A 23043-nucleotide genomic window follows, 5' to 3' on the forward strand; every position below is an offset into this window, starting at 1 on the left:
CCCCATAAATCGGGCAGTGACAAGGAGACCAAAGAATGTCCAAACCAATGACCAAGACCCAGCTTGTTGCCGCTCTGGCTGAAGAAATGGGCAGCGATAAGAAGGCCGCGGGCGCAGCTCTTGACGCTGTTTGCGCACTGATCACCCGCGAAGTATCCGGCGGTGGCGCCGTGACTCTGCCGGGTGTTGGCAAAATCTATTGCCGCGAGCGTCCCGAGCGCGAAGTGCGCAACCCGGCGACCGGTGAAAAGTTCACCAAAGAAGCCGACAAAGTGGTCAAAATGACCATTGCCAAAGCGCTGAAAGACAGCGTGAACGGCTAAGGAATACAACGCGGGTCATACTGTGATGTGTCGCGTTTCGGGCCGCCTTCTGGGCGGCCCTTTTCTTTTGCATCCCTGCCTTGCCGATGAAAGGCCGCGGTTGCGCTGAGGTTCTGAAAAATCAGGTTCCCAGCGAATGCTTGCCTTGCTAAACATATCGCGACCGCCCCAGATGGCGCGGCATCTGACCGTCAGGGGGGCACACCATGGATTTGCGCGCATTGGCCATGGGCCTTGCCTTTGCTCTCATGTGGTCCTCGGCCTTTACCTCGGCGCGGATTATCGTACAGGACGCCTCGCCGCTGTATTCTTTGGCCTTTCGGTTTTTGATTTCGGGACTGATCGGCGTCGCCGTCGCACGGTACCTGGGTCAGAGCTGGCGGCTAACACGCGGACAGTTGCGCGCCACAGTGGTGTTCGGGATCTGTCAGAACGCGCTCTATCTTGGCCTGAATTTCGTCGCAATGGAGAGCATCGAAGCCTCGCTGGCGGCGATCATCGCCTCGACCATGCCGATGCTTGTCGCCGTCGCGCTATGGATGTTTTACGGCGAAAAACTGCCCCCCCTTGGTATCGCCGGACTGTTGGCAGGCGTCGTCGGCGTCGCCCTGATCATGGGCACCCGCATCAGTGCCGGTGTGGATCTCTTCGGTGTAATGCTCTGCGGAATTGCGGTGGTCGCCCTGACACTGGCAACCTTGGCCCTGCGCGGCGCAACCTCTGGCGGCAATTATATGATGGTGGTTGGCCTGCAAATGCTGGTCGGCTCCGCCGTACTGTTTGTCGTCGCGCCAATGGTCGAAACCTTTCGGCTGACCCCAAGCTGGCCGCTGGGGTTGGCGTTTGTCTACACCACCGTGGTACCCGGGCTGACCGCGACGTTTATCTGGGTGCTGCTGCTAAACCGGATCGGCGCCGTGCGGGCTGCAACCTTCCATTTTCTCAACCCCGTTTTTGGGGTCGCGGTCGCCAGCCTGCTTCTGAGCGAGCAGTTGGGGCTTTTGGACGTTGTCGGCGTCGCCATTGTCACCATCGGTATTCTGGCGGTTCAACTTGCGCGCCAATCGGCGCAAAGCAACGCCTCTTGATACCAATGGTTTTCCGCCGCCTGTACCGTTCCCGCACACACGCAATTGCGAGCCGTTGAAATACAGCTTTGCTTTTGCGCCCTGCGGCCCCATTTACAGCAGAATACAAAAGATCGGAGGACATGATGCGCAGCTATTCCAAAGACCCCGACGCCATTTCGGCCCTCTCGGAAGAAGAATACTACGTCACCCAGAAATCGGGCACCGAACGCCCCGGAACCGGCAAGCTGCTAGGCAATAAAGAGCCCGGCATCTACGTCGATATCGTATCGGGAGAACCTCTATTTGCGTCTTCAGACAAATACGAATCCGGCTGCGGGTGGCCCAGCTTTACCAAACCGATTGAAACCACCTATGTGCAAGAGCTAGAGGACCGTACCCTGGGTATGATCCGCACCGAGGTCCGCTCGACCCATGGTGACAGTCATCTGGGCCATGTGTTCCCTGACGGGCCAGCGGATCGTGGCGGGCTGCGCTATTGCATCAATTCCGCCTCTCTGCGTTTCGTGCATCTGGACGATATGCGGGCCGAGGGATACGGCAACTATATAGACCAAGTGGAGGATATACGATGAGCAGCACGACAGAACGTGCCGTCCTGGCCGGTGGGTGTTTCTGGGGCATGCAAGACCTGATCCGCAAACGTCCCGGTATCATCAGCACCCGAGTCGGATATTCCGGCGGCGACGTGCCCAACGCAACCTACCAGAACCATGGCACCCACGCCGAGGCGATCGAGATCATTTTTGACCAAAGTCAGACCAGCTATCGTGCGTTGCTGGAGTTTTTCTTTCAGATCCATGATCCGACCACCGTGAACCAGCAGGGCAACGATCTGGGAATGAGCTATCGCTCTGCTATTTACTACGTGGACGAGCCCCAGAAACAGATCGCTGAAGACACTATTGCAGATGTCGATGCCTCAGGCCTGTGGCCCGGCAAAGTGATGACAGAAGTCGAACCAGTGGGTGATTTCTGGGAAGCCGAGCCGGAGCATCAGGATTACCTGGAGCGGCAGCCTGGTGGCTATACCTGCCATTTTGCCCGCCCCGACTGGGTTCTGCCCCGCCGAAATGAAACCGCAGCCGAGTAAGCAGGCCCGGCCGAACAAATATGACCTCAAACTGCCCCCGCCAACGCAGGGGCAGTTTCAGACATGCAGAGCCATTTGCACTGTTAAGTCATGTCGTGGCGATACGCGGGCGACCGCTTGCCTCCACCGTCAGGAACGCCTCCACAAAGACCTCCCTTGCCTCGACCTGTGCGGTCCGGATATTTCGCTCCACCTGGATAGAGATATCCTGCGCCCCGGCGGCCTCGGCGGCGGAACGGGCTTCACCGCGCAGCTGGGTTTCGAGCAAAGACAACGCCTCTTCTGAGGCCGCAAAATCCTGCGGACCGGCTTGCAGGTGGACACGGAACTTGCCCTCCTCAGGTGCGGTCACAGTGCCGCTGCGACGCATGATGATCCGTCCGACCACGGCACCGATAGCATTGGCCACGCCTGCATGTTCAGGCAGGATCATTCGGCAATTCAGCCGCTCGCCGACGGCGGGATAGTAGCTGGGCGCCGAGGCCCCAAGACCGACAACATCAATGTTCAACCCCGACTGAAGGGCCACCAGACCCCGATGCCGGGACAGACCACGTTGCATCAGGACATGCCGCGCAAGCTGATCGGGCGGCAGGCCAAAGGGATTGGTCTCTTCGGCAAAAGCGGTCTCTAACAAGGTCAAAGCAGTCTGTTCTGTCAACTGATCAATGATCATTTGCGCCAGGCTGGCAGCATCAGCGGTCAGGCGATCACCTGACCCGACCCGACGTCGCGCAAAGAGGGTCAGAGCCTTGTCCGCCGCCTCGCGATCCCAAGCAGACAATCGCCCCAGGACATGACTTGCATCAGACGGCGTAACCCCGCAGATCTGCACCAGCCCCCGGTCCACCAGCCGCATTAGGGCCCCCTGTTCAATACGTGTCCGCAGCACCGCGCCGACGGGATGCGTGGCCTCGCCAATACGCGCCAGCACCCGTGCCTCGCGATCCCCAAGGCCAACGGCAGACTGCCCGGCAACCGCACGCACAAATTGTCCATCATACTCGCCCACTGTCTGTGCGCGCAGCTGAGCATCCAAAGCTGCGTGCACCACGTCTGGTGCGGTCAGCGCCAGCAATGAAATCGGCAGCACACGACGCGGACCCAAACTGATGCCGCCAGCCATGCCGCTGGCGACCAAATGCACCTGACTATCGCCCCCCAGACCACTGGTACGCATGGCGACAGCCTCCACCATAGTGCGAAAGCCGCCAACCTCTGCCCCAGCAGGGTCGATCTTGGGCTTGCCGTTTTCGATCAAGGCAACGTCAGTGGTGGTGCCGCCAATATCGCTGACCAGCGCCCGGTCGACGCCGGTCAGCCAACGCGCCCCGACGAGAGAAGCCGCCGGCCCGCTGAGAATGGTTTCAATTGGTCGTGCCCGCGCCTGGGTCGCCGACATCAGCGCCCCATCCCCGCGTACGACCATCATCTGTGCCGTTACGCCAAGCTCAACCAGGCAGGCCTCGGCTCGGCCAATCAACCGGTCAATCATGCCGATCAATCGCGCGTTCAGCACGGCGGTCAACGCCCGCTTCGGCCCATTGAGCCGCGCCGACAATTGATGCGAACACGTGACAGGAACGCTGGTTTCACCGGCGATGATACGCGCAACCTCCAGCTCGTGAGCGGGATTTCGGGTGGCGAATTGCCCCGCAACAGCAAAGCCGCTGACATGCGCCCCCTGCTGTTTCAGAAAGGCGCGCAAGGCAGCGACATCCAGTGGCGCCGCCTCGCCTCCGGCATGGTTGTGACCACCAGCAACAATCAGCGCAGGATCGCCCTTCAGCGCATCACGCAATCCATGGCGATCAACATCCGTCTGCGCAAAACCGATGTACACCAGGGCCACACGCCCACCCTGCCCCTCCACCAAAGCGTTGGTGGCAAGCGTGGTCGACAGTGCCGCCAGCGCAACATCACCGGGGGCAACATCGGCCTCTTTGAGTACGGCCGCAACGGCCTCAGCGACGCCAATGGCAAGATCCTGACGCGTGGTCAGTGCCTTGGCAGTTGCCAGCACCTCCTGTTCGTCACGGATCAACACCGCATCTGTATAGGTTCCGCCCGTATCCACCCCCAGCAAAAGCGCCATCCGCTACCCTCCATTCGCATAGCCACCGGTTTAGCGTATGGAGGCGACCGGTCCATCCTGTTTGCGTCATATCAGGCGCTGTACAGCCCAGCGCGCGGCATCCGCCACAGTCGGGTCAGGATCCTCGATTAGGTTGCGGGCCGCAGGCAATAGATGTGGCAGGCCCGAATTGCCGATCGCATAGAGCACATTGCGTACAAACCGGTCCCGTCCAATCCGCTTGATCGGTGAGCCGGAGAACAATGCGCGAAACCCCGGATCGTCGAGGGCCGCCAGCTCAGAAAGCCGTGGCGCGTTGAATTCTGGCCGTGCCTCATAGCGGATATCGCTGGCAGCAACCGCAAATTTGTTCCAGGGACAGGCCGCCAGACAATCGTCGCATCCATAGATCCGATTCCCCAGCTTGGCGCGCAGTGCCTCGTCGATCGGGCCCCGATGTTCAATCGTAAGATATGAAATACAGCGTCGCGCATCCAGCTGATAGGGCGCAGGAAATGCATCTGTCGGACAGGCTGCCACACAAGATCTGCACGACCCGCAATGGTCCCGCTCGGCCTCATCAACAGGCAGATCAAGTGTGGTGAAGACAGACCCGATAAAGGCCCAGTTGCCCCAATCCCGACTGACTAGATTTGTGTGTTTCCCCTGCCAGCCAAGTCCCGCGGCCTGCCCCAAAGGTTTCTCCGGCACCGGCGCTGTGTCCACAAACACCTTCACACCGGCAGTTTCACCGTCGCCCGCAGCCTCGGCAATCAGCCAGCGCGCCAACCGCTTCAAGCGCTTTTTGACGAGGTCATGGTAATCCTTGTTGCGCGCATAGACAGAAATCGCCGCACGATCTGCCTGTCCGATCACCTCCATCGGATCAACATCAGGTGTGTAGCTTTCGGCCAGCATGATCACGGATTTCGCCTCTGGCCACAGCTGGGCCGGGTCACCACGCCAATGAGAGCGTTCCTCCATCCAGCCCATCTGCCCATGATACCCGGCCTCCAGAAACGCCTTCAGGCGGCCTGGCACCTCCGGCACGTCCCATGGGCGGCAGATCCGGCACGCCACAAAGCCTTCAGCGAGGGCCTGCGCAACCAACCTGTCCTTGATGCTGGAAATCTCGGTCATCTGGCTAGAAATATCCTCGGGGGTGCATTGCGCCCCAAGGGCGCAAGAGGGGGCAGACAGCCCCCTTACCCACGCCTATCAGAAATCCAGGTCGGCGTAATGGGCCGGCGGGCTGAAACCGGGGATCTGATCGGCAAGGATCGAGCGAAAGGCCGGGCGCGATTTGATCTTGGCGTACCAATCCTTAACCACCGCCGAACGGTTCCAATCCACGTCCGAAATATAGTCCAGCGACGACAGATGAGCCGCGGCTGCGAAATCCGCCAATGTCATTTGATCGCCCGCCAACCAACGGCGGTGATCCAGCAGCCAGGCCAGATAGTCGAGGTGGTATTTGATTGCACGGGCGCCCGCTTTGACGTTGCCGCTGTCAGGATAGCCCTGCCCTGTCACCTTTTTGTTCACCCGCTCATAGAGCAGTTTGGAGGTGACCTCATGGTGGAATTTGTCGTCGAACCAACTGACCAGACGACGCACCTCATAACGGCCTTCGGGGTCGCTCGGGATCAGCGACGGGTCCGGGCGGGTTTCTTCCAGATATTCGCAGATCGCCGCGCTTTCGGCCATCAGCTTACCATCGAGACGGATTACCGGAACTTTAGCAGCAGGGTTGCGGCGCAGGAAATCCGCCTCTTGTTCCCAGTAACGCTCCTCAACCAGCTCAACCTCGATCCGCTTTTCGGCCAGAGACAGGCGCACTTTGCGACAAAAGGGGGAAAGGGGCACATGATAGAGGCGGGCCATGGAACTGCGGGTCTCCTGTAGCAGATGGCTGGGGTCAGACAGCAATGCCCCGAAGCGACAGAAGTTTCAATCCTCGAAACAGGCCGCACGGCCATCTGCGCGAATGGTGGCCGCACCATCCATGATCTGGGCTGCCCGTTTGCGCATAAATGCGCTGGGTTTCGCAGCGGATCGCTCCTTGGGGTTGGGCAATACGGCCGCCAATAACGCTGATTGTCTGCGACTAAGCTCATCCGGGCCGATACCGAAATAATGTCGTGCGGCAGCTTCGGCGCCAAAAACACCTTCGCCCATTTCGGCAACATTCAGATAAACCTCAAGAATCCGTTTCTTCGTCCAGACAGCCTCAACCATCGGGGTCATCAGCGTTTCCAGTGCCTTGCGAAACCAACTGCGGCCCTGCCAGAGAAAGACATTCTTCACCACCTGCTGCGAAATAGTCGAGCCGCCGCGTTGACCACCGTCAGCGATTGCAGCGCGAATGGCCTGTGCATCCAGCCCCCAATGCTGGCAGAACCGGGCATCCTCTGCCGCGACAACCGACCGCCCCAGCGCCGGTGCGATATGTTCGATCGGCACCCACTCACGATCAACATCCCCAAGGCGGCGATATTCGGACCAGATCGTATGGGTGGTTGGCGGGTTGATCACCGAAAACAGAAGGATCGGCAGTAGGGTCACAACGAGAAAACCCAAAGCAGCCCGTCCCAACCAGCGCCGCAACAGGCGACGGGGCGAGAGCTTTGCGCGGACCTTGCCTTTCGCAGTTGCCTTGCTGCGGAGTTTGCCCTTGGTCGAGGATTTGCTTGCCCCGGATGATTTTTCTGCCTTCGCCATAAGGTCTCTATACGGCAGAGATCAGGCTTGCTCCAACCGGGAAATCCCTTCGCCCGCAAGAGATTGCCCAGCCGCGGTGTCCAGATGTGAAAAGGCCCCGACCACAGCAGCGGTCGGAGCCCATCCAAGGCACATGCAGAGGAGGTGGCGGGGCCTATTCCGCCGGAACGGCTGTAGCCTCAAGCGTCAGAGGCTGCGGCAGCTTGTTCAACATCTCTGTCGGACAGATTTGCAGGAAGTTGCCTTTTTCATTGTCCCAATGTTGCAGGATTTCAGCGGCTTTGCGGCTGCCGGTTTCTTCCAGATGGCGTTCGATCAGACCTTTCAGCTGATCTTCCCAATGGGCGACGGTCACCGCACAGGTCACCAAAGACTCCATGTTCATCATGGTTTCGGCCTTGCACTCGGGATCGTAGATATAGGCCATGCCGCCGGTCATGCCTGCACCGAAGTTGGCACCAATGGAGCCGAGGATTACCGCGATACCACCGGTCATATATTCACAGCCACAGGCGCCACAGCCCTCGACCACCACGCTCGCGCCGGAGTTACGGACGGCAAAGCGTTCACCGGCACGACCCGCTGCAAACAGGTAGCCATCGGTCGCACCATAGAGAACAGTGTTCCCGACGATGGTGTTTTCGCTCGCATTCAGCGGCGACGCCATCGGCGGGCGCACGACGATGGTACCGCCGGACAGACCCTTACCGACATAGTCATTGGCATCACCGGATACTTCCAGCTTCAAACCCGGTGCGGCAAAGGCACCCAGCGACTGTCCCGCAGAGCCTTGCAGCTTCACCGTCAGGTGATCGGATTGCAGCGTGTTGCGCATACCAAAGTTGCGGACAATGTGGCTGGAGGTACGGGTGCCGACGGTCCGATGTGTGTTCTGTACCGCATAGGACAGCTGCATCTTCTCGCCGTCCTGCAGGAAGCGGGCGGCGTCACGCACAATTTCCTTGTCCAACGTATCAGACACTGCGTTGCGGTCCTTATCGCGGTTGTAGACGATATTGGCAGAGCCATCGACGGTGATCAGCAGCGGATTCAGGTCCAGATCATCCAGATGCGCAGAGCCACGGGATACCTGTGCCAGAAGGTCTGCCCGACCGATCACCTCATCCAGCGACCGCGCGCCGATGGAGGCGAGGATTTCCCGCACCTCCTGCGCATAGAAAGTGATCAGGTTCACGACCTTATCTGCATTACCGGTGAACTTGTCGCGCAGGGCCTCATCCTGGGTACAGACCCCCACAGGGCAGGTGTTGGACTGGCACTGGCGCACCATGATGCAGCCCATGGCAATCAACGCCGCGGTCCCGATGCCGTATTCCTCGGCCCCCAGCATTGCGGCCATCACAATATCGCGCCCGGTGCGCAATCCGCCGTCGGTGCGCAGTGTCACCCGCTCGCGCAGGTTGTTCATCGCCAGCACCTGATGCGCCTCGGTCAGGCCCATCTCCCACGGCAGGCCCGCATATTTGATCGAGGTCGCAGGCGACGCCCCGGTGCCGCCGTTGTGGCCCGAGATCAGGATGACATCCGCCTTTGCCTTGGCAACGCCGGCGGCAATGGTGCCAACACCGGAGGAGGCCACCAGTTTCACCGTCACCTTGCAGCGCGGGTTGATCTGCTTCAGGTCGTAGATCAGCTGCGCGAGATCCTCGATCGAATAGATATCGTGGTGCGGCGGCGGCGAAATCAGGGTCACGCCTTTGGTGGAGTGGCGCAGGCGGGCAATGAGGTCGGTAACCTTCATCCCCGGCAACTGACCGCCCTCGCCGGGCTTGGCGCCTTGAGCCACCTTGATCTCCAGCTCTTCACACTGGTTCAGATATTCCGCAGTCACGCCAAACCGACCCGACGCCACCTGCTTGATCTTGGCAGACGGGTTGTCGCCGTTCGGCTCCGGCACGAAATGCGCCGGATCTTCGCCCCCCTCGCCACTGTCGGACTTGGCACCGATTCGATTCATGGCCACGTTCAGGGTCTTGTGCGCTTCGGGGCTCAGCGCGCCCAAACTCATACCCGGCGTCACAAACCGCTTACGGATCGAAGTGATCGATTCAACTTCCTCGATCGGCACCGGCTTACCCAGCGGCTTCACCTGCAGCAGATCGCGCAGATGGATCGGCGGGTTCGACTGCATCTTCGCCGAATACTGCTTCCACAGCTCAAACGAGGCACGGTTGCAGGCCATCTGCATCATATGCATGGAGGTCGCTTCCCACGCATGGGTCTCACCGGATTTGCGGGCTTTGTAGAACCCTCCAATGGGCAGAACGTCCTGACCGTTATCCCATGCCTTGGCGTGGATCTCTTCCAGTTTGCTCTGGATGCCGGTCACACCGATGCCCGAAATTCGGCTGGTCATGCCAGGGAAGAACTCGGCGCACATGGCACGGGAGAGACCCACCGCCTCAAAGTTGAGACCGCCGCGATAGGAGGAAATCACCGAGATACCCATCTTCGCCATGATCTTCAGCAGACCTTGGTCGATGGCCTCGCGGTAGCGGGCGACATTCTCGGTCAGGCTACCATCCAGCAAGCCGCGATCAATCCGGTCGGCCAGCGAATCCTCCGCCAGATAGGCGTTCACCACAGTGGCACCACAGCCGATCAGAACCGCAAAATAATGCGGGTCAATACACTCGGCGGAGCGCACATTGAGAGAGCAGAAGGTCCGCAGCCCCTTGCGGGTCAGATGCGAATGCACGGCAGACGTCGCCAGAATCATCGGCATCGCCACCCGGCCCTCACCCGAATGCTGATCGGTCAGAACAATATGGCCGGCACCGGAGCTGACAGCCTCTTCCGCCTCGGCACGGATCCGAGCAAGGGCTGCGTTGAGCGATCCCTGACCAGGGGCAAAGCTACAGTCGATTTCTGCCAGCGGCGCGTTCAGGTTCTGAACCAGTTCGTCCCACTGGGAATTGCCGACAAAGGGGCTTTCCAGCACGATGATTTCGGTTTGAGAGCTGTCTTCATCCAGCACATTCTTGAGGTTACCAAAGCGGGTTTTCAGCGACATCACGCGAAATTCGCGCAAGGAGTCGATGGGCGGGTTGGTCACCTGAGAGAAATTCTGACGGAAGAAATGGCTCAACGGGCGGTACATTTTCGACAAGACGGCAGAAGGCGTGTCATCGCCCATGGAGGCAAGGGTTTCCTTGCCATCCTCAGCCATCGGCGCAAGGATCTGCTCCAGCTCTTCGATGGTATAGCCGGCAGCAATCTGACGACGGCGCAGCTCATCTCCGCTGAACAGCGGCTTTTCGGTGGCTGTGGCAAGCGTACTGTCCAGATCGTTGATCTTCTTCACCCAATCACCAAACGGCAAGGCCGAGGCCAGTTTGTTCTTGATCGCGGTGTCGTGGAACAGCTTGCCCTTTTTCATGTCGACAGCCAGCATCTGACCCGGACCAAGCGCGCCCTTTTCGACGACAGTGGCCTCGTCAATCGGCACCATGCCAGCCTCGGAACCGGCAATCACCAACCCATCCCCGGTCACGACATAGCGCATCGGGCGCAGGCCGTTACGGTCGAGACCAGCACAGACCCAGCGACCATCGGTCATTGCCAGTGCGGCGGGGCCATCCCAGGGCTCCATCACGGAGTTGCAGTAGGAATACATGTCACGCCAGGCCTGCGGCAGTTCCACCGCCTGTTTGGACCAGCTTTCGGGCACCATCATGGTCTTGGCCATCGGTGCCGAACGGCCCGCCCGCACCAGAACCTCAAACACCGAATCCAGTGCCGCAGAGTCAGATGACCCGCTTGCAACGATCGGTTTGATGTCCTCGGCGTAGTCCCCAAAGGTCGAAGAGGCCATGCGGATCTCATGGCTCTTCATCCAATTCATATTGCCCTTCAGCGTGTTGATCTCGCCGTTGTGGGCCAACATGCGGAACGGCTGGGCCAGCCACCACTGCGGAAACGTATTGGTAGAGTAACGCTGGTGATAGATCGCAAAGGCGCTCTCAAACCGTTCATCCATCAGATCGGGGTAGAACACGGCGACCTGCTCGGCCAGCATCATGCCCTTGTAGATGATTGAGCGGCAGGACAGCGACGCGATATAAAGTTGTCCAACCTGCGCGGCAGCGGCGGCTTTCTCGATCCGGCGACGAATCACATAAAGCTCGCGCTCAAAGGTTTCCTCATCCACGCCTTTGGAATTGGAGATCAGGATCTGCTCAATCTCGGGGCGGGTCGCGTTTGCCTTTTCCCCCAGACAGGTGACATCCACCGGCACATGGCGCCAGCCATAGATGTAATAGCCCATCCGCAGAACTTCGCTTTCCACGATGGTCCGGCAGCGTTCCTGTGCTCCAAAATCAGTACGCGGCAAGAAGACCTGACCAACCGCCATCAGCTGATCTTCACGCGGCTCGTGGCCGGTGCGGCGAACCTGATCATAGAAGAACGGTGCCGGAATCTGCACGTGAATGCCGGCGCCATCGCCGGTCATGCCGTCGGCATCAACCGCCCCCCGGTGCCAGATCGCTTTCAGCGCGTCGATGCCAGCCTCAACCACCTTGCGGCTGCGTTTGCCGTTGACCGAAACAACAAGGCCAACACCGCAGGAAGAATGCTCTTCTTCTTCCGCATAGAGACCGTTTTCAGCCATCCACTGACGCTTTGCCTCTTCGGCGCGTACCCATTCTGCATCATATTTTGTCATGTCTTACTCCCGTTCCGGTGGGCGGCCCCTTGGGGGCGGCACCTGCCCGGTAGAATATCTGTCTTACTCGGCGGCCATGCTGCTGGCGGCGGTGTTGAAACGGCTCAGGATTGCCTCGGCACAGTCGCGCCCATCCTTGATGGCCCAGACGACCAGCGAGGCACCGCGCACGATGTCACCTACTGCGTAGACGCCATCCAGCTCGGTCGCGCCGGTCTGGAACGTCGCCTTGACGGTGCCCCAGCGGGTCACTGGCAGTTCCGGCTGATCCCACAGTGTCGGCAGATTCTCGGGCTCGAACCCAAGCGCCTTGATCACCAGATCAGCGGGCTCAATATAATCGGCACCTTCGATCACTTCCGGGGCTTGACGGCCAGAGGCATCAGGCTGACCCAGGCGCATTTTCTGCACCATCACACCTGCAACCTTGCCGCCGTCATCGGTGAAACCTTTGGGCGCCGACAGCCATTCAAACACCACGCCTTCTTCCTCGGCGTTCTGGGTTTCGCGCTGCGAGCCCGGCATATTGGCGCGGTCACGGCGATAGAGACATTTCACCGAGGTTGCGCCTTGACGAATAGACGTCCGTACGCAGTCCATCGCAGTGTCACCACCTCCGATCACCACAACACGCTTGCCATCAGCGTTGAGGGTGCCGTTGTCGAACTCTTCGATGCTGTCGCCGAAGTTCGACGCCTTGTTGGACACAGTCAGGAAATCAATCGCCTTTACGATCCCGGTGGCACCGGAACCCGGCATTTCCAGATCGCGGGACTTGTAGACACCTGTAGCGATGATCACCGCATCATGTTTGGCGCGGATGTCATCAAAGGAAATATCCTGACCCACGTTGCAGTTCATCACGAACTCAACACCGCCATCCGCCAGCAGCTGATTGCGGCGCATCACGACGTCTTTTTCCAACTTGAAGCCAGGAATGCCGTAAGTCAGCAGACCACCGGCGCGATCGTAGCGATCATAGATGGTGACCTTCACACCAGCGCGACGCAGCATGTCCGCCGCGGCCAGCCCCCCCGGGCCTGCGCCAATGATACCAACAGATTCGCCACGCTCATGCGCCGGTTTGATTGGCTGCACCCAACCTTTGTCCCAGGCCGTGTCGGTGATGTATTTTTCAACCGCGCCGATGGTGACCGTACCATGACCCGATTGTTCGATCACACAATTGCCTTCGCATAGACGGTCCTGCGGACAAATCCGACCGCAGATTTCCGGGAACGTATTGGTAGCCTGGCTGGTCTCATACGCCTCTTGCAGGCGACCCGTGGCGGTCAGGTGCAGCCAGTCGGGGATATTGTTATGTAAAGGGCAATGCGACTGGCAGTAGGGCACACCACATTGGCTGCAGCGGCTGGCCTGTTCTTCAGCCTTGGCGGCCGCGAATTCGGCATAGATTTCGTCGAAATCTTCCCTGCGGTCTTCTGCGGCCCGTTTGCTGGGCATGTCGCGGTCGATCTGCACGAATTTGAGCATCGGTTGCTTGGCCACGGGGCGGACTCCATGTTGGGCTGGCTGCGATAAATGAGTGATCGGAGCGGAGCGAATTAAAAGTCAACTATACTGACCTAATATGGCAGCAGTTATGTTCTGATACCGTCCTGAGCGAAAATGTACAGTAATTTTAGGTCCACTTCGGACCAATTTGTTGCGATGGCCAATGAAATCAACGGATTTACACGCCCGCCGTTCTTTGCCATCCCTGCGGGATCCCTAATCGGACCAACATAATGCCCCTCTTTCAGCTGATCCTTATCGCCCTGATTCAGGGCATCACCGAATTTCTGCCGGTGTCTTCGTCCGGCCATCTGATTCTGCTGCCAGGGCTTACAGGGTTGGAAGATCAGGGGCAGGTGATCGACGTCGCCGTCCATGTGGGCACGCTGGCGGCGGTGGTGCTGTTTTTTTGGCAGGACGTGCGCACAGGGCTGATCGGCCTGCCACGCGCCCTGGCCGGACGGCTGGACACACCTGGCGCCCAGCTGGCCATGGGGTTAATCGTTGCGACTATTCCAACCGTTTTGTTCGGGGCATTTCTGCATTTCAGCGGGTTGAGCGATGCCCTGCGATCCATGAAAGTGATTGGCTGGACGATGCTGGGTTTTGGCATCGTACTTTATATGGCGGATCGCTATGGGCGAATACATAAGCAAAGCAGCGACTGGCACCTGCGTGATGCGCTGATCATGGGGCTATGGCAGATGCTGGCGCTAATCCCTGGCACATCCCGGTCTGGCATCACCATCACTGGCGCGCGCCAGCTGGGCTATACCCGGATGGATGCAGCGCGGATTTCGATGCTTATGTCGATCCCGACCATCGTCGCATCAGCCGTACTATTGGGGACAGAAGTCGCGATAGAGGCCAAACCAGCAGTGATTCGCGATGCTGTGATTGCCGCAGCGCTGGCCATGATAGCAGCCCTTGGGGCGTTGACACTAATGATGCGACTGCTGCGAACGGTCAGTTTTACACCCTATGTCATCTACCGGGTGATCCTGGGCACGATCCTCCTGATGATCGCCTACCAAACCTGATACCGCCGCCCCTCAGTCAAACATAAAAAGCGCAGGACACGCCTGCGCTTTCCACTCAGAATGTGAGACAGATCAGAGGTCGTTACGCAGATTGCGCGCGGAATCCATGATGTCATCATACTGGCCGGATGGGCGGAATTTCCACAAGTAGTCGGGCAAAACCGACGCCAGCGAAACCGGACGAATCCCAAGCGCATCAAACCCCTTGGCGCTACCGCCAACCACATTGTCGGTAGCGAGGTTCTTAAGCTGATCGCGGGTCAGCATCTTGTTCTCAATCAGCTGGAAGCTAACGTATTGCAGTACATCAAAACCCAGCGCGACCAGCTTGGCAATCGGGCCCGGCAGCGACAGCACCAGCCGGCGACGGTTGATCACCTCCAGCATCTGCTGCATCAGCGCCCCAAAGCTTTTCACCTCCGGGCCGCCCAGCTCATAGATACCCGGCTTTGCCCGCCCCAAGACACCAGCAACCGCCGCCTTGGCGACATCATCAACGTAAACCGGCTGGAATTTGGTATCAGCGTGGGCAATAGGCAGGGTCGGCGACAGGCGCGTCATCGCCGCAAATCGGTTGAAGAACTGGTCCTCGACACCAAAGATGATCGATGGACGCAAGATAACCGCATCGGGCATATACTTCAGAACAGCTGCCTCGCCGGCCGCTTTGGTCTGGGCGTAGTCGCTATCGCCCTCCTTGCTGGCGCCAATCGCCGACATGTGGACCAATGTGGAAATGCCTTGGCTTGCAGCAAGTCGCGCCACCCGCTCCGGCCCTTCGGCCTGAATTGCATCAAAGGTGTTTTTTCCCGTCTCATTCAGGATGCCAACGCAGTTCACCACGGCGTCTGCGCCCTGCATCACCGCTGCGACAGAGGCGTCATCGCGAATGTTGCACAGCACTGGCTCCACCTGTCCCGGTGTGCCGTAGGGCTTCACATACATCGCTTCATTCGGGCGACGCACGGCGACCCGCACCCGCCAGCCTTCTTTGGCCATGCGACGTGCGATGTAACGACCGACGAAACCGGATCCACCATAGATCGTGACCAGTTTGGACATCTTTTGGCTCCTACATTAGCTGTTGATCCGATTTACCGCCCCCAGCCCCTTGGAACAAGGCGCAAATCGACCCAAGTTGCCGCAATGTCCCACAGGTTGATTAACCTGCGATTTAGTTGCCCGCGATAAGCTGCCCAGACAAGGACAGGGTATGAACCCGGACAACATCAGGCAGATCGGAGCACGTGCGAAATGATCACCGAACACGACAAAGGGTTGATACGCAGTAGTGTTGAAAGCGAACGTATGGATCTCAGCCTGTTCGTATCACGCTTCTATAAAAGGTTTTTTGAAAGCTGCCCGGACACCCGTAAACTCTTTCCAGACGACATCGCCCTTCAAGAAGACAAGCTGCTGACATCGCTGATGCATATCATCGAGGCGCTTGATCATCCTGAAAAACTGAGCGCCATCCTGAAACAGCAAGGAGAGAGACATCGTGCGATCCAGATCTCAGACCAACACTTCAACAGCTTCATCCAAAGCTTCACAGGAGCGTTAGCAGAAACGCTTGGCCCCGACTGGACCGCAGAAGTGCGCGACGTCTGGATAGTTTTTCTGACAGATGTTGTGCAGACAATGAATTTTTTGAAACCAAACTAGAGCAGTTCGAACGCTTGGCGATCTATCCCTGCGCACCGCGTTCCCAGCCGTAAATTTTTCGTTTGACGCCCCCGATACTTCTGATTATACGCCCCACACGACACCTGCCCAGGTGGCGGAATTGGTAGACGCGCTAGCTTCAGGTGCTAGTGTCTGTATGGACGTGGAGGTTCGAGTCCTCTCCTGGGCACCAAAATCAACCCCCAAAAATCAATATTATAAGATTTTAAGGGGATTTTGTCGTTTTGATCTCTCAAACTGCCCCACACTATAGTTTCGCATCCCGATCAGAATATACTCGCTAAAGCTGTGAGAATGGAGATCAAAGCGACAGGCGAAACCTCCGCACACACTGGCTGCGAAATGCTCCTCTCGACGAGAGCCTGACAATTCCAAACCATCCTCGACGCCAGCACCACCCAATAAACAAGGCACGCCCCAGAACCGCTTTCTCTGCGGTATCACCGCCGATTCTGTCAAAACCCGCGCCAACGCTTGAGCAGCAGAAGGAATGGGTGTTGGCACGTTTCGGCAAAGTCGATGACTTCGGTAGCGGCTTCGTACATGCCGATCAGATGCCCTACAGCGACCGCCAGAAAGTGACTCCGCGTATCGAAATGGCGCTCATGATGACCGCCATGCACATTGTGCTCATCCGCGATCCACGTTGTCTGGATACCTTTTTCGATTTCCACCCGCATGAAATCGATCAGGATCTCCATGTCACGCAAAAATAGCTCAGTGAGCAAAGCATCCGCATGCAGTTGGCGCTTCGGGCCGAGATGCTTCTGAGGTATCAGCCCGTTCGGCGCATCGCCGGTTGAGGCCATTTCTCCAAAATATCTGAGGTCGCCCCTGGCTTCAGAGCCGATACGGCGAAGAGCAGCATTTGTCCGAGTTTCCCATTCAGCCCGCATTCTCTGAATTTCCTCAGGTCCAGTCTTGATGTTGTCCAGACATCTGACTTTTGCGCCAAACCCGCCGTTCACATCATCCTATTCACGGGTCGAGACCAGGATGTGTGCATGAAAGTTGAGGTTGGTACGTATTGGAACGGACATGATGTGCAGGTATCCACAGCCGGCATGTCGTATATTTCCAAAACAACGCGGCAGCCTCCAATGGCGGCGATGATGGCGATGTCTGACGCTTCCTGTTCTACACCTTCAAGAACACGATCTTTGACCAAGCGATTACGGATCCAAGTCTCTCGCAGTGGCAGCTTCTTGCGGGTCTGATCTGCAGGGTCATATATTTGTTTTTTGACCTTCATCCCTACCAAGACGTTGTTTCGCTTGCTCCACGGCAACCGAATGTCCTTGAAGTGCGTGTCGATCATTTGGCGAACATAGCGGATTTGCTTGTTGGCATAATTCGCGGCGCTGCCGGGCGCTCTTGTCCCGAATCTCCGCCTCCTTCAGGATCGGCATGCGCAGCGCCGTCTCATGAATCAAGACATCAGGTAGATAGATTGTCCCGAGTCCCGCAGACGAAGACGGATCCACATCAGTCAAGGCTTCGATCCGGCTCAACAACTGTTCGACGGGACCGGAGATCAAATCCTCCATCGAACAGAACCTCATACCCCAATCTTTCAAGATATCCATCGAGGCATCAAAGATCACTCGAGTATCCGCGACTAAGCCGGCACGTTTTGCTTGCCACTCTGCAAAAAGAGCCATCCGGACGGTCGCCGCGCGCGCAGCCGCTTCGGTGGGGTCCCGCGTCTTCAAAGACCGATTGATTTCGGCAAGTGGCTCGACATCAGCGAACTCTTTCGGAACCCGCACCCGAAAGTAGTATGTCCTGCCCCGCAGTTCGACATGGTTTGCAGTTTTGGTCGGCAAAAAGGTTGCCCCACATTCTGCCCCACTCGGAAGCTCCATCCGTGGCCGAGCGGAGTAAATTGTTCCGAGAAATTAGGAGCTTCCGTTGGCCGAGGGAAAAATTACTTTTTCCTTCAGGTCTGCATCTCCTGGGCACCAAAATTGTCGGCACCTTTTCCGAAAAAAACTCAAATCAAACATACGTGCAATAAGCGCCTGCTAGTGGATCTTCCTGTCGCGCGGCATGCCGCTTTGCGCGCTCTTCGGTCACCCGTAAGAGCGTGGACATACGGCAATCTGGTGATGCGCATTTTCCGTTTGACGCCCCCGATTCTTGTGCTTATACGCCCCACCACGACACCTGCCCAGGTGGCGGAATTGGTAGACGCGCTAGCTTCAGGTGCTAGTGTCCGTATGGACGTGGAGGTTCGAGTCCTCTCCTGGGCACCAAAATCCCGATAAATATGTAACTTGTGATCACCCGGCCTGAAAAGGCTGGTTGGCGATGTTTCGCCCCCAAAACCCTCTCTTATGCCCGACCATTGTGCCGCACGGCACCAATCAAACTGCGGTGAGAGTTGAGTTTGCCCCTCGGAAGTCCTATCTCGGTGCCAAACCCGCTGCATCGCAAGACAAAGGATCCTGTCTCTTGGCCAATCACCTCTATCAAAACGACTTGCCCGACGGGCTCGATCTGGGGCCGGTGGTCGCGATCGACTGCGAGACAATGGGGCTCAACCCGCATCGGGATAGGCTCTGTGTCGTCCAGCTGTCGGGCGGTGACGGCAATGCCCACATGGTGCAGATCGCCAAAGGGCAGACCGGAGCGCCCAATCTTTGCGCGATGCTGGAGGACTCCAAGGTTCTGAAATTGTTTCATTTTGGCCGGTTCGATATTGCCGCGATGTATCATGCCTTTGGCGCATTGGCTGCCCCGGTGTATTGTACCAAGATCGCCAGCCGTCTGGTGCGGACCTATACGGATCGCCATGGGCTGAGAAACCTGACGCAGGAGCTGATCGGCGTGGATATTTCCAAACAACAGCAGATGAGCGACTGGGGCGCAGCCCAGCTGAGCGACGCACAGCTTGATTATGCCGCCTCCGACGTGCTGCACCTACACCGTTTGCGTGCCGCTCTGGACAAACGCCTGGATCGCGAAGGCCGCAGTGGAATGGCCCAAGCTTGCTTCGATTTCCTGCCAATGCGGGCCAAGTTGGACCTCGCGGGTTGGTCTGACACCGACATTTTTGCGCACTCATGAGCAGCGCAGAGATATTCCTCGACACCGCGCGGCAGGTGATCACCGATGAGGCCCGCGCCCTGGATGCATTGGCTGAGGGGCTGGACGCACGGTTTGCAGATGCTGTGGATCTGGTTCTAAAAGCCGAAGGGCGCATCATCGTAAGCGGGATCGGGAAATCCGGCCATATCGGGCACAAGATCGCCGCGACTCTGGCCTCAACCGGGACACCTGCATATTTTGTACACCCCGCCGAGGCAAGCCACGGCGATCTTGGCATGCTTTCCAAGGGCGATGTGGTGCTGGCAATTTCCAACTCTGGCGAGGCGCCAGAGCTGGCCAATCTTTTGTCTTTCACCCGCCGTTTTGGCATTCCGCTCATTGGTCTCTCCAGCCGAATGGACAGTACCTTGATGAAAGAGGCAGACGTTCATCTGGAAATCCCCGCCCTGGGCGAGGCCTGCGGGTTTGGTATGGTGCCATCAATTTCAACCACTCTGACGTTGGCGATGGGCGATGCACTGGCCATTGCACTGATGAAGCATCGCGATTTCCGACCGGAAAATTTCCGCGCCTTCCATCCAGGTGGCAAACTCGGCGCACGGCTGTCCAGGGTTGATGATCTGATGCACCACGGTAAGGCCCTTCCGCTTGTCACGGCAAGCACGCCGATGTCCGAAGCGCTGATTGAGATAAGCCAAAAAGGCTTTGGCGTTGCCGGGGTAACAGGCGATGATGATGCCCTGTTGGGTATTATCACCGACGGCGACCTGCGGCGCCATATGGATGGCCTGCTGGACAAAACCGCCGCCGAGGTGATGACGCACACCCCGACCACAATTGCCCCCGGCTCTCTGGCTGAAGAAGCCGTGGCAATCATGAATAATCGCAAAATCACCTGTCTCTTTGTCGTTGCTCCAGATGAGGGCGCGCAGGGGCCCGCCGGTTTGCTGCATATTCACGACTGCCTACGCGTCGGTCTGGGATAAGGGGGTCGTGCGGACCATGGACGGCTATTCACGCCTTGTGGCCTATTTAAAGGTCCTCTTGCCGCTGACGGCGCTGGCGCTGATGTCGACCATGTTCCTGATTTCGCGCGGAGTGGACACCGAAGCGGTTGTTCCTTTTGCCCAGCAAGACCTGCAGGATCGCACCCGCGGTCAGCAGATCACCGCGCCGTTTTATTCTGGCACCACGGCCAAGGGTGACGAAATCATGGTAACCGCAAAATCGGCACGACCTGGCAGCGCGAGCTCCCCCGCAACGGCTCTCAATCTGGAGGCTGAAATCCGCATGGTCGAAGGCGGAAGCTTTTTCATGAGCTCGGATACTGGCGCCCTACGTCCTGACAAGGATATCGCAAACTTTCGCGGTGATGTTGAAATCCTGACAAGCGATGGGCTGAAAGTCACCACAGATGCGCTGAATGCGGCCCTGAACGGTGTACGCGCGGACAGTCCAGGGCCGGTTCAGGCCAGCGGTGCGTTTGGCGCGCTGACGGCTGGTGCCATGCAGATCGACACAAAAACCGAGGACGGGCCGGTACATATGGTTTTCAACAAAGGGGTCAAGCTGCTATACGACCCGCAACAATCGGAAAGATAACCTGTGTTGTATCTGCGTGTTTTGATGTTCTGCCTGCCAATGGCCCTGTTTTCGACCGGGCTATCCGCACAAGTTGCCTCGATTGCATTTGGCGCGGTTAAGGCCGATCCATCGCAACCGGTCGAGGTCACGGCCGATACACTGGATGTGAACCAAGCAGATGGATCAGCGCGCTTCGTCGGTAATGTTGTTATCATTCAGGGCGTTATGCGCCTGTCGGCAAATAACGTACTGGTGATCTATAAACAGGATGAGAGCGGCAAAACCGGCGTTGAGCGACTGGAAGCCACAGGCAGTGTGATCCTCGTGAATGGACCCGATGCAGCGGAGGCTGAAAAGGCGGAATATACAATTGATTCCGGCACGATTGTGATGACCGGCAACGTTTTGCTCAGTCAGGCAACAGGCACGCTAACCTCGAACCGCTTGGTGGTAGACCTCACCTCTGGCACGGCTAGCCTGTCTGGTCGTGTCAAAACCATCCTTAACGGTGGTGAGAATTGATGACAGCGCCAGATCTAACCGTGACCGTGGGGTCTTCTGGGCTGCGCATCGAAAAGCTGCGCAAATCCTATAGTAAGAAAGTTGTAATCCGTGACGTCTCCATGTCGCTGGACCGGGGCGAGGTTGTGGCGTTGCTTGGCCCCAATGGGTCAGGCAAGACGACCAGCTTTTATGCAATTGCTGGTCTGGTTTTTCCTGAGGCGGGCACCGTCACGATAGACGGGCAAAATGCGACCACGCTACCAATGTATCGTCGGGCCCGCATGGGCATCGGATACCTGCCGCAAGAAATGTCTATTTTTCGAGGTCTGTCGGTCGAAGACAACATCTCCTCAGTATTAGATATCGCGGTAAAACATGCACATAAGCGGCGCGAACGGCTTGAGGAATTGCTGTCAGATTTTTCCATCGAGCATCTGCGACGAGCGCCCGCTCTTGCCCTTTCGGGAGGTGAGCGTAGGCGGGTAGAAATTGCGCGCTGCCTTGCCGCTGACCCCAAATATTTGCTGCTCGATGAACCTTTTGCCGGTGTCGATCCCATTTCGGTTGGCGACATTCGCCATCTGGTCGGCGATCTGAAGAAACGCGGCATAGGCGTTCTGATCACCGACCACAATGTGCGCGAAACCCTCGAAATCGTCGACCGCGCCTATATTCTTCATGACGGCAAAGTGCTGATGTCTGGCACCCCCTCCGAAGTGGTCGAGAACGAAAACGTCCGACGTGTCTATCTTGGCGACAATTTTCGCATCTCCTGACTGCAGCAGTCAGCCTAGGCGCTTGTCCTACGCTAACATTTTGCGACCTTCCCACCACGCGAACTGCGCAGCCTCCTCATATTTGGGTAACCGATTGACGCGGATTTGCATTGACTCTCCCGCCCGGTTGGCATCGAATTGACCCATGGCAAACCCGCAGTCCGATGCTGTCCTCGCTCCAGCCTTGTTACCAAGGCCCAGACGAATGCAATCGACTGTCTTGCCTAAATCCCACTTTCAAAACTGAACGATAGCAGCCGGGCTTGGCCCGAACTGGGTTTTGAAGGTCTATTTGTGAAGGAGATCACATGCGTTACCAAATCAGCGGAAAACAGATCGACATTGGCGAAGCGTTGCAATCCCACGTGCAATCGGAGCTTGGAGCGGCGGTCGCGAAATATGCTGAACGTCCCACTGACGCTAATGTTGTCTTTTCGCGGTCTGCGCATGAATATGTTTGTGAAACGACCGTCCATCTATCGACCGGTCTGACAGCGCAAGCAAAAGCGCATGCCACTGAAATATATGCAGCCTTTGAGAGTTGTACCGAGAAAATGGAAAAACAGCTGCGTCGTTACAAACGTCGCCTGAAAGACCATCACCGCGACCGGAGCGAGCCGGTTGAACTCTCCGGCGCAAACTCTTATATCCTCGCCTCTGAAGACGCCGGAACCGAGTCTGAACCAGAATCTTTGCAACCAATCATCGTCGCCGAGATGGAAACGCAAATTCCATCCCTGTCGGTTGGTGAAGCCGTGATGCAAATGGAACTGGCTGGAGCCCCTGTTCTGGTGTTTCGCAAAGAAGGTAAAGACGGTTTGAATGTCGTCTATCGCCGTGAGGACGGAAACATCGGGTGGATCGACCCGTAAACTGTCACGGCGCAAAACGTGAGCTGAGC

General features: G+C 57.8%; 21 protein-coding genes and 2 tRNA genes. 14 read left to right on the forward strand and 9 right to left on the reverse strand.

Annotated elements, in window-relative coordinates; genetic code table 11:
* Positions 1–35: 35 nt before the first annotated feature.
* The 4 genes from PhaeoP97_RS16385 to msrA all read left to right on the forward strand — a co-directional run bounded on the left by PhaeoP97_RS16385 (position 36) and on the right by msrA (position 2504).
* Complete coding sequence (locus PhaeoP97_RS16385; RefSeq protein ID WP_008561673.1) at positions 36–323, forward strand: HU family DNA-binding protein; 288 nt, start codon at positions 36–38, stop codon at positions 321–323.
* Positions 324–529: 206 nt separating this feature from the next.
* Positions 530–1411: a DMT family transporter gene (locus PhaeoP97_RS16390; RefSeq protein WP_072505982.1), complete on the forward strand. Its 882-nt coding sequence runs from the start codon at positions 530–532 to the stop codon at positions 1409–1411.
* Positions 1412–1536: 125 nt separating this feature from the next.
* Positions 1537–1986 (forward strand): peptide-methionine (R)-S-oxide reductase MsrB, encoded by a 450-nt coding sequence (gene msrB / locus PhaeoP97_RS16395; RefSeq protein WP_072506537.1) that lies wholly within the window; start codon positions 1537–1539, stop codon positions 1984–1986.
* Positions 1983–2504: a peptide-methionine (S)-S-oxide reductase MsrA gene (gene msrA / locus PhaeoP97_RS16400; protein ID WP_072505983.1), complete on the forward strand. Its 522-nt coding sequence runs from the start codon at positions 1983–1985 to the stop codon at positions 2502–2504. Before msrB ends, msrA begins: the two co-directional genes overlap by 4 nt.
* 88 nt (positions 2505–2592) lie before the next feature.
* On the opposite strand, the gene PhaeoP97_RS16405 is transcribed toward msrA, so the two are convergent.
* The 6 genes from PhaeoP97_RS16405 to PhaeoP97_RS16430 form a co-directional block, all read right to left on the reverse strand.
* A complete protein-coding gene (locus PhaeoP97_RS16405) occupies positions 2593–4599 on the reverse strand; it encodes a hydantoinase/oxoprolinase N-terminal domain-containing protein (RefSeq protein WP_072505984.1) in 2007 nt (668 codons plus the stop codon).
* A gap of 66 nt (positions 4600–4665) precedes the next feature.
* Positions 4666–5718 carry a tRNA epoxyqueuosine(34) reductase QueG gene (gene queG / locus PhaeoP97_RS16410; RefSeq protein ID WP_072505985.1) on the reverse strand — a complete coding sequence of 351 codons (1053 nt, stop codon included), beginning with the start codon at positions 5716–5718 and terminating at the stop codon, positions 4666–4668.
* 78 nt (positions 5719–5796) lie between these two features.
* Positions 5797–6462: an FtsZ-binding protein FzlA gene (fzlA, locus tag PhaeoP97_RS16415; RefSeq protein ID WP_072505986.1), complete on the reverse strand. Its 666-nt coding sequence runs from the start codon at positions 6460–6462 to the stop codon at positions 5797–5799.
* Positions 6463–6528: 66 nt separating this feature from the next.
* On the reverse strand, positions 6529–7299 hold the full coding sequence (mtgA, locus tag PhaeoP97_RS16420) for a monofunctional biosynthetic peptidoglycan transglycosylase (RefSeq protein WP_072505987.1): 771 nt from the start codon (positions 7297–7299) through the stop codon (positions 6529–6531).
* A 154-nt stretch (positions 7300–7453) separates the two neighbouring features.
* On the reverse strand, positions 7454–11986 hold the full coding sequence (gene gltB, locus PhaeoP97_RS16425) for a glutamate synthase large subunit (protein ID WP_072505988.1): 4533 nt from the start codon (positions 11984–11986) through the stop codon (positions 7454–7456).
* 63 nt (positions 11987–12049) lie between these two features.
* Positions 12050–13495 (reverse strand): NAD(P)-dependent oxidoreductase, encoded by a 1446-nt coding sequence (locus tag PhaeoP97_RS16430; RefSeq protein ID WP_072505989.1) that lies wholly within the window; start codon positions 13493–13495, stop codon positions 12050–12052.
* Between the two features lie 239 nt (positions 13496–13734).
* Between PhaeoP97_RS16430 and PhaeoP97_RS16435 the strand changes: the two genes are divergently transcribed.
* Complete coding sequence (locus tag PhaeoP97_RS16435; protein WP_072505990.1) at positions 13735–14541, forward strand: undecaprenyl-diphosphate phosphatase; 807 nt, start codon at positions 13735–13737, stop codon at positions 14539–14541.
* A gap of 72 nt (positions 14542–14613) precedes the next feature.
* Here the strand turns inward: PhaeoP97_RS16435 and PhaeoP97_RS16440 are convergent, their stop codons facing one another.
* Positions 14614–15603, reverse strand: coding sequence for a complex I NDUFA9 subunit family protein (locus PhaeoP97_RS16440; protein ID WP_072505991.1), 990 nt, complete (start codon positions 15601–15603; stop codon positions 14614–14616).
* Positions 15604–15795: 192 nt separating this feature from the next.
* Here PhaeoP97_RS16440 and PhaeoP97_RS16445 point away from each other — a divergent pair, with 192 nt between their 5' ends.
* Both PhaeoP97_RS16445 and PhaeoP97_RS16450 read left to right on the forward strand, forming a co-directional pair.
* Positions 15796–16206, forward strand: coding sequence for a globin domain-containing protein (locus PhaeoP97_RS16445; RefSeq protein WP_072505992.1), 411 nt, complete (start codon positions 15796–15798; stop codon positions 16204–16206).
* A gap of 106 nt (positions 16207–16312) precedes the next feature.
* Positions 16313–16399 (forward strand) — tRNA-Leu (locus PhaeoP97_RS16450).
* Positions 16400–16682: 283 nt separating this feature from the next.
* Here PhaeoP97_RS16450 and PhaeoP97_RS16455 read toward each other — a convergent pair.
* Both PhaeoP97_RS16455 and PhaeoP97_RS16460 read right to left on the reverse strand, forming a co-directional pair.
* On the reverse strand, positions 16683–17123 hold the full coding sequence (locus PhaeoP97_RS16455; RefSeq protein ID WP_157891266.1) for a hypothetical protein: 441 nt from the start codon (positions 17121–17123) through the stop codon (positions 16683–16685).
* A 330-nt stretch (positions 17124–17453) separates the two neighbouring features.
* Positions 17454–18053 carry a DUF6538 domain-containing protein gene (locus PhaeoP97_RS16460; RefSeq protein WP_157891267.1) on the reverse strand — a complete coding sequence of 200 codons (600 nt, stop codon included), beginning with the start codon at positions 18051–18053 and terminating at the stop codon, positions 17454–17456.
* 342 nt (positions 18054–18395) lie between these two features.
* Here PhaeoP97_RS16460 and PhaeoP97_RS16465 point away from each other — a divergent pair.
* The 7 genes from PhaeoP97_RS16465 to hpf all read left to right on the forward strand — a co-directional run bounded on the left by PhaeoP97_RS16465 (position 18396) and on the right by hpf (position 23014).
* A tRNA-Leu gene (locus tag PhaeoP97_RS16465) sits at positions 18396–18482 on the forward strand.
* 199 nt (positions 18483–18681) lie between these two features.
* Positions 18682–19296 carry a ribonuclease D gene (locus tag PhaeoP97_RS16470; RefSeq protein ID WP_072506538.1) on the forward strand — a complete coding sequence of 205 codons (615 nt, stop codon included), beginning with the start codon at positions 18682–18684 and terminating at the stop codon, positions 19294–19296.
* Complete coding sequence (locus tag PhaeoP97_RS16475) at positions 19293–20264, forward strand: KpsF/GutQ family sugar-phosphate isomerase (RefSeq protein WP_072505995.1); 972 nt, start codon at positions 19293–19295, stop codon at positions 20262–20264. The genes PhaeoP97_RS16470 and PhaeoP97_RS16475 overlap by 4 nt, the downstream gene beginning before the upstream one ends.
* A 16-nt stretch (positions 20265–20280) precedes the next feature.
* Entirely contained in the window at positions 20281–20880 is a 600-nt protein-coding gene (gene lptC, locus PhaeoP97_RS16480; RefSeq protein WP_072505996.1) for an LPS export ABC transporter periplasmic protein LptC, read from the forward strand.
* Positions 20881–20904: 24 nt separating this feature from the next.
* Positions 20905–21384: an LptA/OstA family protein gene (locus tag PhaeoP97_RS16485; RefSeq protein WP_083570437.1), complete on the forward strand. Its 480-nt coding sequence runs from the start codon at positions 20905–20907 to the stop codon at positions 21382–21384.
* Positions 21384–22142 carry an LPS export ABC transporter ATP-binding protein gene (gene lptB, locus PhaeoP97_RS16490; protein WP_072505998.1) on the forward strand — a complete coding sequence of 253 codons (759 nt, stop codon included), beginning with the start codon at positions 21384–21386 and terminating at the stop codon, positions 22140–22142. The genes PhaeoP97_RS16485 and lptB overlap by 1 nt, the downstream gene beginning before the upstream one ends.
* Before the next feature lie 308 nt (positions 22143–22450).
* A complete protein-coding gene (gene hpf / locus PhaeoP97_RS16495) occupies positions 22451–23014 on the forward strand; it encodes a ribosome hibernation-promoting factor, HPF/YfiA family (protein WP_072505999.1) in 564 nt (187 codons plus the stop codon).
* The last annotated feature ends 29 nt before the right edge of the window (positions 23015–23043 follow it).

The sequence above is a fragment of the Phaeobacter porticola genome, assembly GCF_001888185.1.
Taxonomy (GTDB): domain Bacteria; phylum Pseudomonadota; class Alphaproteobacteria; order Rhodobacterales; family Rhodobacteraceae; genus Phaeobacter; species Phaeobacter porticola.

Bases quoted from the DNA above. Each gene is read 5' to 3' on its own strand.
- PhaeoP97_RS16385 (WP_008561673.1), top strand. From the start codon at position 36: ATGTCCAAACCAATGACCAAGACCCAGCTTGTTGCCGCTCTGGCTGAA.
- PhaeoP97_RS16390 (WP_072505982.1), top strand. From the start codon at position 530: ATGGATTTGCGCGCATTGGCCATGGGCCTTGCCTTTGCTCTCATGTGG.
- msrB (WP_072506537.1), top strand. From the start codon at position 1,537: ATGCGCAGCTATTCCAAAGACCCCGACGCCATTTCGGCCCTCTCGGAA.
- msrA (WP_072505983.1), top strand. From the start codon at position 1,983: ATGAGCAGCACGACAGAACGTGCCGTCCTGGCCGGTGGGTGTTTCTGG.
- PhaeoP97_RS16405 (WP_072505984.1), bottom strand. From the start codon at position 4,599: ATGGCGCTTTTGCTGGGGGTGGATACGGGCGGAACCTATACAGATGCG.
- queG (WP_072505985.1), bottom strand. From the start codon at position 5,718: ATGACCGAGATTTCCAGCATCAAGGACAGGTTGGTTGCGCAGGCCCTC.
- fzlA (WP_072505986.1), bottom strand. From the start codon at position 6,462: ATGGCCCGCCTCTATCATGTGCCCCTTTCCCCCTTTTGTCGCAAAGTG.
- mtgA (WP_072505987.1), bottom strand. From the start codon at position 7,299: ATGGCGAAGGCAGAAAAATCATCCGGGGCAAGCAAATCCTCGACCAAG.
- gltB (WP_072505988.1), bottom strand. From the start codon at position 11,986: ATGACAAAATATGATGCAGAATGGGTACGCGCCGAAGAGGCAAAGCGT.
- PhaeoP97_RS16435 (WP_072505990.1), top strand. From the start codon at position 13,735: ATGCCCCTCTTTCAGCTGATCCTTATCGCCCTGATTCAGGGCATCACC.
- PhaeoP97_RS16440 (WP_072505991.1), bottom strand. From the start codon at position 15,603: ATGTCCAAACTGGTCACGATCTATGGTGGATCCGGTTTCGTCGGTCGT.
- PhaeoP97_RS16445 (WP_072505992.1), top strand. From the start codon at position 15,796: ATGATCACCGAACACGACAAAGGGTTGATACGCAGTAGTGTTGAAAGC.
- PhaeoP97_RS16455 (WP_157891266.1), bottom strand. From the start codon at position 17,123: ATGCGGGCTGAATGGGAAACTCGGACAAATGCTGCTCTTCGCCGTATC.
- PhaeoP97_RS16475 (WP_072505995.1), top strand. From the start codon at position 19,293: ATGAGCAGCGCAGAGATATTCCTCGACACCGCGCGGCAGGTGATCACC.
- lptC (WP_072505996.1), top strand. From the start codon at position 20,281: ATGGACGGCTATTCACGCCTTGTGGCCTATTTAAAGGTCCTCTTGCCG.
- PhaeoP97_RS16485 (WP_083570437.1), top strand. From the start codon at position 20,905: ATGTTCTGCCTGCCAATGGCCCTGTTTTCGACCGGGCTATCCGCACAA.
- lptB (WP_072505998.1), top strand. From the start codon at position 21,384: ATGACAGCGCCAGATCTAACCGTGACCGTGGGGTCTTCTGGGCTGCGC.
- hpf (WP_072505999.1), top strand. From the start codon at position 22,451: ATGCGTTACCAAATCAGCGGAAAACAGATCGACATTGGCGAAGCGTTG.